This window comes from Aulosira sp. FACHB-615 (genome assembly GCF_014698045.1).
Lineage (GTDB): Bacteria > Cyanobacteriota > Cyanobacteriia > Cyanobacteriales > Nostocaceae > Nostoc_B.
Genome location: NZ_JACJSE010000083.1, coordinates 1 through 3,278, shown reverse-complemented (window position 1 = coordinate 3,278; position 3,278 = coordinate 1). Strand labels below are relative to the sequence as shown.

Genomic DNA, 3,278 nt, shown 5'->3' with positions numbered 1-3,278 from the left:
AAAGAAGGAAGAACAGCACCTAACGCGAGGAAGAAGTGGTTAGACTGCTGGGGTGATTCCTAGCCAGAACCTTGAAAACTGCATAGAAACGCGAAAAAAGCAGGCAGTCAAAAAGTCAAAAGTGGAAAGTCAGAAAGCAGAAAAAGCTGGAGACAAGAAGCAAAAGACAGATGATTGCATGAAGAAAGCCGAATGTATTAATTGTGGTCAAGCGAAAAAGGGCTCATGGTGGATACCTAGGCACACAGAGGCGAAGAAGGACGTGGTTACCGACGAAATACTCCGGGGAGTTGGAAGCAAACATTGAGCCGGAGGTGTCCGAATGGGGCAACCCTGAATACTGGCTGTTGAATATATAGACAGTCAAGAGCGAACCCAGCGAACTGAAACATCTTAGTAGCTGGAGGAAAAGAAATCAAAAGAGATTCCCTAAGTAGTGGTGAGCGAAAGGGGAAGAGCCTAAACCAAAGGATTTATCTTTTGGGGTAGTGGGACAGCAAAATCGAATCTAGAGGCTAGACGAAGCAGCTAAATACTGCACCAAAGAAAGTGAAAGTCTTGTAGTCGAAAGTCAAAGGATAGAAGCTGAATCCCGAGTAGCATGGGGCACGAGGAATCCCATGTGAATCAGCGAGGACCATCTCGTAAGGCTAAATACTACTGTGTGACCGATAGAGAACAAGTACCGCGAGGGAAAGGTGAAAAGAACCCCGGAAGGGGAGTGAAAAAGAACATGAAACCGTGAGCTTACAAGCAGTGGGAGTCCGATTAAACGGATGACCGCGTGCCTGTTGAAGAATGAGCCGGCGACTTATAGGCACTGGTAGGTTAAAGCGAGAATGCTGGAGCCAAAGGGAAACCGAGTCTGAAAAGGGCGATAATCAGTGTTTATAGACCCGAACCCTGGTGATCTAACCATGGCCAGGATGAAGCTTGGGTAACACCAAGTGGAGGTCCGCACCGACCGATGTTGAAAAATCGGCGGATGAGCTGTGGTTAGGGGTGAAATGCCAATCGAACCAGGAGCTAGCTGGTTCTCCCCGAAATGTGTTGAGGCGCAGCGGTTGTGATTATAGTCGGGGGGTAAAGCACTGTTTCGGTGCGGGCTGGGAGACCGGTACCAAATCGAGACAAACTCAGAATACCCGATGGACACACAGCCAGTGAGACAGTGGGGGATAAGCTTCATTGTCAAGAGGGAAACAGCCCAGACCACCAGCTAAGGTCCCCAAATCATCACTAAGTGATAAAGGAGGTGAGACTGCATAGACAACTAGGAGGTTTGCCTAGAAGCAGCCACCCTTGAAAGAGTGCGTAATAGCTCACTAGTCAAGCGGTCTTGCGCCGAAAATGAACGGGGCTAAGTGATGTACCGAAGCTGTGGGATTAACGAAAAATTAATCGGTAGGGGAGCGTTCCGTCGTAGGTAGAAGCAGTAGCGGCGAGCAGCTGTGGACGAAACGGAAGTGAGAATGTCGGCTTGAGTAGCGCAAACATTGGTGAGAATCCAATGCCCCGAAACCCTAAGGGTTCCAGAGCCAGGTTCGTCCGCTCTGGGTGAGTCGGGTCCTAAGGCGAGGTCGAAAGGCGTAGTCGATGGACACAGGGTGAAGATTCCCTGACTACGATATGGGAGCATGACGAGGGACGCATCAAAAATAGCTACACCCTGATTGGTTTGGGAGGGGTTTACGGACTCCGAGTAGTGAAAGATAGTGCCAAGAAAAGCTTGTGATGTGATGAACATATAGTACCCGTACCCGAAACCGACACAGGTAGGGAGGTTGAGTAAACTAAGGGGCGCGAGATAACTCTCTCTAAGGAACTCGGCAAAATGGCCCCGTAACTTCGGAAGAAGGGGTGCCCACGAGAGTGGGTCGCAGTGAAGAGATCCAGGCGACTGTTTACCAAAAACACAGGTCTCCGCAAACTCGTAAGAGGAAGTATGGGGGCTGACGCCTGCCCAGTGCCGGAAGGTTAAGGAAGTTGGTCAGTGGCAACATGAAGCTGACGACCGAAGCCCCGGTGAACGGCGGCCGTAACTATAACGGTCCTAAGGTAGCGAAATTCCTTGTCGGGTAAGTTCCGACCCGCACGAAAGGCGTAACGATCTGGATGGTGTCTCAGAGAGAGACTCGGCGAAATAGGAATGTCTGTGAAGATACGGACTGCCTGCACCTGGACAGAAAGACCCTATGAAGCTTTACTGTAGCCTGGAATGGTGTCCGGGCTTCGCTTGCGCAGGATAGGTGGGAGACGAAGAGATATTCCTTGTGGGGAATATGGAGTCAACGGTGAGATACCACTCTGGCGAAGCTAGGATTCTAACTTCCTACCGTGATCCGGTAGAAGGACAGTTTCAGGTGGGCAGTTTGACTGGGGCGGTCGCCTCCTAAAAGGTAACGGAGGCGCGCAAAGGTTCCCTCAGCACGCTTGGAAACCGTGCGGCGAGTGTAAAGGCAAAAAGGGAGCTTGACTGCAAGACTGACAAGTCGAGCAGGTACGAAAGTAGGCCTTAGTGATCCGACGGCGCAGAGTGGAATGGCCGTCGCTCAACGGATAAAAGTTACTCTAGGGATAACAGGCTGATCTCCCCCAAGAGTCCACATCGACGGGGAGGTTTGGCACCTCGATGTCGGCTCATCGCAACCTGGGGCGGAAGTACGTCCCAAGGGTTGGGCTGTTCGCCCATTAAAGCGGTACGTGAGCTGGGTTCAGAACGTCGTGAGACAGTTCGGTCCATATCCGGTGCAGGCGTTAGAACATTGAGAGGAGCCTTCCTTAGTACGAGAGGACCGGGAAGGACGCACCGCTGGTGTACCAGTTATTGTACCAACAGTAGACGCTGGGTAGCCAAGTGCGGAGCGGATAACCGCTGAAAGCATCTAAGTGGGAAGCCCACCTCAAGATGAGTGTTCTCACTACTTTAAGTAGGTAAGGTCACCTGTAGAACACAGGTTCTTAGGCGGTAGGTGGAAGTGCAGTAATGTATGTAGCCGAGCCGTGCTAACAGACCGAGGGCTTGACCTCAATTTCAGTTACCAGTTAACAGTGAATACATTGGTGAATATCGCGTTTCTTGCAGTCTTCAGGGTTTCTGAATCAGTGACAGTTGTTTGATAACTGATAACTGCTCTCTGTTCACTGTCTTTCCTGGTGCCTATGGCGCGGTGGAACCACACTGATACATCCCGAACTCAGAGGTGAAACGCTGCTGCGGCTACGATAGTTGGAGGGTCGCCTCCTGCCACAATTGCTCGGCGCCAGGTCTCTTTTTA

2 rRNA genes are annotated in these 3,278 nt (G+C 51.1%); both read left to right on the top strand.

Features of this window, described 5'->3' with window-relative positions:
- The first annotated feature begins 205 nt into the window (after positions 1–205).
- Positions 206–3,030, top strand: a 23S ribosomal RNA gene (locus H6G77_RS35290).
- A gap of 122 nt (positions 3,031–3,152) precedes the next feature.
- Positions 3,153–3,269: ribosomal RNA gene (gene rrf / locus H6G77_RS35285) — 5S ribosomal RNA — on the top strand.
- Positions 3,270–3,278: the final 9 nt, after the last annotated feature.